The following is a 6,593-nucleotide window of genomic DNA, read 5'->3' on the forward strand; positions in this document are numbered from 1 at the left end:
CTCCCCGCACCCCTGCCACACTGGCATCCGTGACCTTGCGCATCGCCACCGTCCAGGCCGAAGCCCGCCCCGGCGACATCGCCTCCAACGCGCTCCGTGCGGCTGATTTCGTCACCCGGGCACGGGCCGAGCGGGCAGACCTGGTGGTGTTCCCCGAAACGTTCCTGACGGGATACGACACCGGCGTCTTCGCAGGCCCGCTCCCCCACATCGACGACCCTGAGCCATTCGCCCCCATCCAGCGCAGCGTCGACCGGGCCGGAACGGTCGTCATCGTGAACTGCGCCCTCGACCACGCGGGGCACCGGTCGTTGACGGATGTCCTCGTCATCCCGAACCGCCCGCTCATCGCCGCCTACGCCAAGCAGCACCTCTACGCTTCGGAGCGGGCGCTCTTCTCGCCGGGGACGCGGGGCTTCACCTTCACGCTGAAGGGGGTCCGTATCGCCCTGTCCGTCTGCTACGACGCGAATTTCCCTGAGCACGCCGCCGCCGCGGCAGCGGCCGGTGCGGACGTGTACGTCAACAGCGGCGCCTACTTTCCCGGCGGAGAGCAGCGACGCGACCTCCACTACGCGGCGCGGGCCCTCGACAACGGCATCTACGTCGTCTTCAGCGGACTCGTCGGAGCTCCGCACGATTTCATCGGCGGCTCCGCGGTCTTCGATCCGCTCGGCACGCGCATCGCGCGCGTCGACGACCGCGAGGGACTCGTCGTGGTCGACATCGATCCGTTCGCGATCGCGTCCGCACGACAGCAGCAGACCATGTGGAACGACCGGCGATCCGACCTCGGCCCGTACGCGCACACCGGCGAAATCCTCACCCTCACGTGAGAGGACGCCCCCAACCCGCCGGGGACGACGCCCCGTCGCGCCCACGAGAAAGCCCCCCGTCCCGAGGGACGAGGGGCTGTCGACGCGTGATCGCTGGGGATCAACGACCGCCGAAGTTCTTGAAGCGCTGGTTGAACTTCTCGACGCGACCGGCCGAGTCCATGATGCGCTGCTTGCCCGTGTAGAACGGGTGCGAGGCCGACGAGATCTCCACGTCGATGACGGGGTACTCCACGCCGTCGAGCTCGATCGTCTTGTCGCTCGAGACGGTCGAACGGGTGAGGAAGGTGTCGCCCGAACCGAGGTCGCGGAACACGACGGCCTTGTACGTGGGGTGGATGTCAGTCTGCATGGAAGGTCCTTTGAGAAGTGGTGCCCTGGATTCTGCCAGGACGTCAAAGTCTGCGGCGCCGGAGGCACCAACGGGAGAGTCTACCAGGCCCGTTGCCCGTCCCGCACAGGATGCCGGCCCCCGACCTACCGTCCGGGTCGGACCACCCCGGCCCGAACGGCCGATCGCTGCCGGGTCAGACCACCTCGACCCGAACTGCCGAGCAGTGCCGGGTCAGACCGCGCGCGCGGCGTACCGTCCGGCTTCGCGGGTCAGCGTGATCTGCAGTCCGAACGTCGCCGAGAGATTCTCGGCCGTGAGGGCCTCGTCGAGGGGGCCGGATGCCACGACCTCGCCGTCGCGCAGCAGCAGGACGTGCGTGAACCCGACGGGGATCTCTTCGACGTGATGCGTCACCATCACCATCGCCGGCGTCGTAGGAGCCTGCGCGTAGCCCGACAGCAGCGCGAGCAGTTCTTCTCGCGCCCCGAGGTCGAGGCTCGCCGTCGGCTCGTCGAGCAGCAGCAGTTCGGGGTCGGTCATTACAGCGCGGGCGATCTGAACGCGCTTCTGCTCGCCGTCGCTGAGCGTGCCGAACGTCCGGTCGGCGAGGTGGTCGAGCTTCCACTCGGCCAGCACGCGCAGCGCGCGACGCTCGTCGATGTCGTCGTAGTCCTCGCGCCACCGGCCCACGACCGAGAACGCGGCGGTGAGCACGACGTCGAGCACGGTCTCCTCGGGCGGAACGCGACGCGCCATCGCCGACGACGCGAACCCGATCCGCGGACGCAGCTCAAAGACGTCGGTGCGGCCTAGCCGTTCACCGAGGATGGTCACCTCACCCGAGGTCGGGTGCAGCAGCGTGTCGGCCAGCTGCAGCACCGTGGTCTTGCCGGCGCCATTGGGGCCGAGGACGACCCACCGCTGATCATCGCGCACGGTCCAGTCCACGTGGGACACGATGTCCCGGGCGTTCCGGCGGACGACGACGTCGGAGAATTCGAGCACCTGGGGCATGCCCCCAGCCTAACGGCCGAGCGCTCGGTCGCTCGGTAGCCGGGGCCCGCGTCGCGGCGGGCCGGACGGGCCCGGATGTCCGCGGCGATCACGCGCGCTGTGCCCCCTTCACCGCGCCTCAGCGAGCCGTGCCCACGTCGCCGCGCCGCGCCGGGCCGACGCCACCACGACCACGGCGAGCCGGACGAGCCGGACCTACTTCCCCGCCATTTCGGCGTATAGCGCGGCCGTCTGCTCGGCGATCGCGGCCCAGCTGAAGTCGTCCACCGCGCGCTGACGCCCAGCCTCTCCGTAGGCGCGGGCGCGATCGGCATCCGTCACCACTTCGGTGAGCACGCGGGCCAGGTCGTCGACGAAGCGGTCGGGGTCCACGGGCGTTCCGGTCCCGTCCTGCACCTGATCGATCGGCACGAGTCGGCCCGTCACCCCGTCGACGACGACCTCAGGGATGCCGCCGGTCGCGGTGCCGACGACCGCGGCGCCGCACGCCATGGCCTCGAGATTGACGATGCCGAGGGGCTCGTACACCGACGGGCACACGAAGGTCGTCGCCGCCGTCAGGATCGTGCACAGCTCCTCGCGCGGGAGGAGCCGCTCGATCCAGACGACGCCGTCGCGCGTGGCCTGCAGACCGCGGACGAGCTCCTGCACCTCCGCCATGATCTGCGGCGTGTCGGGCGCGCCGGCGCACAGCACCAGCTGCACCTCGGGCGGAAGCTGCTCCGCCGCGCGCAGCAGGTACGGCAGTCCCTTCTGCCGCGTGATGCGCCCGACGAAGACGACCGACGGCCGCTCCGGGTCGATCCCGACCGAGGCGAGGAAGTCGTCGTCGACCACCGGATGCCACGACGCGGTGTCGATGCCGTTGTAGATCACCCGCACGGCGTCGGGATCGAGCGACGGGTAACTGCGCAGGATGTCCTGCCGCATCCCCTCGCTCACCGCGACGACCGCGGCGGCACCCTCGTAGGCGGTCTTCTCGATGAAGCTCGACACCGCGTACCCGCCGCCGAGCTGCTCGGCCTTCCAGGGACGCAGCGGCTCCAGACTGTGGGCGGTGACGATGTGCGGGATGCCGTGCAGCAGCGACGCGAGGTGCCCGGCGAAGTTCGCGTACCAAGTGTGCGAGTGCACCACGTCGGCGCCGGCGACGTCCGAGACGATCTCGAGGTCGGTGCCGAGGGTCTGGATCGCCCCGTTCGCATCGGCGAGCTCGGCCGGGACCCCGTATGACGTGGTGTCGGGTGCATCGCGCTCGGCGCCGAACGCGCGCACCTGCACGTCGGTACCGGCGGCGCGGAGCGCGGCGACCAGTTCTGTGGCGTGGACTCCGGCTCCCCCGTAGATCTCCGGCGGGTACTCCTTGGTCACGATGTCGACGCGCATGAGACGAACCGTAGTACAGCGCGGGGCGCGCCGTGGAGTTGTTCCCGCAATCGTTCGGGAGCCCTAGTGTTGTGCCATGCCTGCAGCGCCGAAGGTCTTCGGAATCATCCTCGCCGGCGGCGAGGGAAAGCGACTCATGCCCCTGACGGCGGACCGCGCCAAACCCGCCGTCCCCTTCGGCGGCCAGTACCGCCTGATCGACTTCGCGATCTCGAATCTCATCAATTCGGGTCTGCGACAGCTCGTCGTGCTCACCCAGTACAAGTCGCACAGCCTCGACCGTCACATCTCGCAGACGTGGCGCATGTCGCCCATGCTCGGCTCGTACGTGGCATCCGTCCCCGCCCAGCAGCGCCTGGGCAAACGGTGGTTCTCGGGCTCGGCGGACGCGATCCTGCAGTCGATGAACCTCATCCGCGACGAGAAGCCCGACATCGTCGTGGTGATCGGCGCCGACCACGTGTACCGCATGGACTTCAAGCAGATGCTCGATGCGCACATCGCCTCGGACGCGCGGGCGACGATCGCCGGCATCCGTCAGCCGATCGCGCTGGCGAACCAGTTCGGCGTGATCGACACCGACCCCGACGACCCGACGAAGATCCGCGAGTTCCTCGAGAAGCCGCAGAACCCCGCGGGCCTCGCCGACTCGCCGCACGAGGTGCTCGCCTCGATGGGCAACTACATCTTCGACGCCGACGCCCTGGTCGACGCCGTGACCCACGACGGCGAGCTGCCGACCTCGGCGCACGACATGGGCGGCGACATCGTCCCCTACTTCGTCAACCGCGGCGAGGCGGCGGTCTACGACTTCCAGCGCAACGACGTTCCCGGCTCGACGCCGCGCGACCGCTCGTACTGGCGCGATGTCGGCACGATCGAGTCGTTCTACGACGCGCACATGGACCTGATCTCGACCCTGCCGATCTTCAACCTGTACAACGACGACTGGCCGATCTTCTCGCAGACGTTCAACGCCCCTCCGGCGAAGTTCGTGCGCGACTCCGTCGGCCGCATCGGCAACGCGATCGACTCGATCGTGTCGCTCGGCTCGGTGCTGTCGGGAACGCACCTCGAGCGCAGCGTCGTCGGCCCCTGGGCCCTCGCCGGGGGTGGATCGACCATCACCGACTCGGTCCTGTTCGACAGCGTCCAGGTCGGGGCGGGCGCGCGCATCCATCGCGCCATCCTCGATAAGAACGTCGTCCTCGAACCGGGTGCGACCATCGGCGTCGACCGCGAGCGCGACATCGCACGCGGCTTCACCGTCACCGAGACGGGCATCACCGTCGTTGGCAAGGACGTGCACGTCCACGCCTAGAACACGACGGGGGTCCGGATGCCGAGACCCCCGCGGACCCGAAGGGGCGGCGACCGTGATGGTCGCCGCCCCTTCGGCATCCGGGTGCGAGATCAGACCCCCACGCGCGCGAACGCGTCGCGCGAGATGCCCTTCTCGAGGACGACCTTCGACCACTCTCGGGCGCTGTGCAGGCTGTGATCGCGGTAGTTGCCGCAGCTGAACGCGTCGGTGCCGGGAACGTCGTCCCAGGTGACGTCCTCGGCGATCGCCCGCAGCGAGTCGGTGATTGCGTCGACCAGGGCGGCGACCTCGGGCTCGCCCCACATGATGACGTGGAAGCCGGTGCGGCAGCCGAACGGCGAGATGTCGATCAGGCCGTCGATGCGGTCGCGCACGAGGCTCGCGAGCAGGTGCTCGATGGTGTGCAGGCCCGCAGTGGGGATCTCGCCCTCGTTGGGCTGGACCAGGCGCAGGTCGAAGTTCGAGATGACGTCGCCGCGCGGACCCGACTCGGTGCCGATGAGGCGCACGTACGGCGCGAGGACGGCGGTGTGATCGAGGGTGAAGCTTTCGACGTCGGCCATGGGTGGTTCCTTTTCTCGGGAGGGCGCGGTACTCCGAAAGCCTACGGCGAGGCGCCGACACCGGGTCCGCGCGTGACGCCGCGAGGCGGGAGACGCGGAGAGGCGCGAGACGCCGTGGGGCGGGAGACGCCGCGAGGCGGGGGACGCCGCGAGGCGCGAGACGCCGCGGGACGGGTGTCGCCCGACCGGAGTATCCCGCCGCCGACGGTGCGCCGGGGATCGGCGTCCGGCCGTTCTCGCCGTACCCGCTAGGGTCGAGGCCGTGCCCGCTCGCTTCCTCGTCGTCCTCGACGCCGATTCGACCCTGATCCGCAACGAGGTCATCGAACTCCTCGCCGACGAAGCCGATCGCGGCGCCGAGGTCGCCGCGGCGACCGAGGCCGCGATGCGCGGCGAGGTCGACTTCTCGACCAGCCTGCGCTCGCGCGTCGACGCGCTCGCCGGCGTCTCCGTCGACGCGTTCGCCCGCGCAATCGCGAGGATCGAGCCCACCCCCGGCGTCCGCGACCTCATCGCCGCCGTGCACGAGCGCGGCGGCGTCGTCGGCGTCGTCTCGGGCGGGTTCCACGAGGTGCTCGACGTCGTGGCCCCCGAGCTCGGTGTGGACGTGTGGCGCGCGAACCGCCTCTCCGTCACGGACGGCGTCCTCACGGGCACCGTCGACGGCGACATCGTGGATGCCGCGGCCAAGGCCGACACGCTGCGCCGATGGGCCCGCGAGAACGACGTCCCCCTCCCGCTCACCTTCGCCATCGGCGACGGGGCCAACGACCTCGAGATGATGGCGGCGGCCGGGCTGGGGCTCGCGTTCAACGCCAAGCCGGCGGTCCGTCAACGTGCCGATCTGGTGATCGGCGACGTCGACCTGGCCCAGGTCATCCCGCTGCTGCCGCGCTGAGCGGACGCCCGCCCGCACCCGGTACTCGTCGAGCGGAACATCGCCGCTGCGGCGCGCATCGTCCGGGCCGGCCGAGACGACCCAACGCCACCCCCCGCTCGCGGTCGACGCGACGGTTCGTCCACCCGACCGTGGGTACCTGGCCGATGTCGGAGGGGCGCTCTACGCTCTCGACATGGACGTCATCCTCGTACCCGGTCTCTGGCTCGACGCGTCGTCATGGGACGCGGTCCTGCCC

The 6,593-nt window shown here is 70.1% G+C and carries 7 protein-coding genes; 3 read left to right on the forward strand and 4 right to left on the reverse strand.

Annotated features, from left to right (window positions below):
• On the forward strand, positions 1-836 hold an 836-nt coding region (locus DBR36_RS02550; RefSeq protein WP_308810935.1), incomplete at its 5' end, for a carbon-nitrogen hydrolase family protein.
• Between the two features lie 100 nt (positions 837-936).
• Here the strand turns inward: DBR36_RS02550 and DBR36_RS02555 are convergent.
• From DBR36_RS02555 to glgA, 3 genes are all read right to left on the reverse strand, one after another.
• On the reverse strand, positions 937-1,188 hold the full coding sequence (locus tag DBR36_RS02555) for a type B 50S ribosomal protein L31 (RefSeq protein ID WP_055837630.1): 252 nt from the start codon (positions 1,186-1,188) through the stop codon (positions 937-939).
• 213 nt (positions 1,189-1,401) lie between these two features.
• Positions 1,402-2,184, reverse strand: coding sequence for an ABC transporter ATP-binding protein (locus DBR36_RS02560; protein WP_108317428.1), 783 nt, complete (start codon positions 2,182-2,184; stop codon positions 1,402-1,404).
• 195 nt (positions 2,185-2,379) lie between these two features.
• Entirely contained in the window at positions 2,380-3,570 is a 1,191-nt protein-coding gene (gene glgA, locus DBR36_RS02565) for a glycogen synthase (protein ID WP_108317429.1), read from the reverse strand.
• Between the two features lie 76 nt (positions 3,571-3,646).
• On the opposite strand from glgA, the gene glgC reads away from it, so the two are divergent.
• Entirely contained in the window at positions 3,647-4,891 is a 1,245-nt protein-coding gene (gene glgC / locus DBR36_RS02570) for a glucose-1-phosphate adenylyltransferase (protein WP_108317430.1), read from the forward strand.
• 92 nt (positions 4,892-4,983) lie between these two features.
• Here glgC and DBR36_RS02575 read toward each other — a convergent pair whose 3' ends face one another.
• Entirely contained in the window at positions 4,984-5,457 is a 474-nt protein-coding gene (locus DBR36_RS02575; protein ID WP_108317431.1) for an S-ribosylhomocysteine lyase, read from the reverse strand.
• Between the two features lie 262 nt (positions 5,458-5,719).
• On the opposite strand from DBR36_RS02575, the gene serB reads away from it, so the two are divergent.
• Positions 5,720-6,355, forward strand: a complete 636-nt coding sequence (gene serB, locus DBR36_RS02580; RefSeq protein ID WP_108317432.1) for a phosphoserine phosphatase SerB — start codon at positions 5,720-5,722, stop codon at positions 6,353-6,355.
• Positions 6,356-6,593: the final 238 nt, after the last annotated feature.

The sequence above is a fragment of the Microbacterium sp. HMWF026 genome (genome assembly GCF_003061325.1).
GTDB lineage: Bacteria > Actinomycetota > Actinomycetes > Actinomycetales > Microbacteriaceae > Microbacterium > Microbacterium testaceum_E.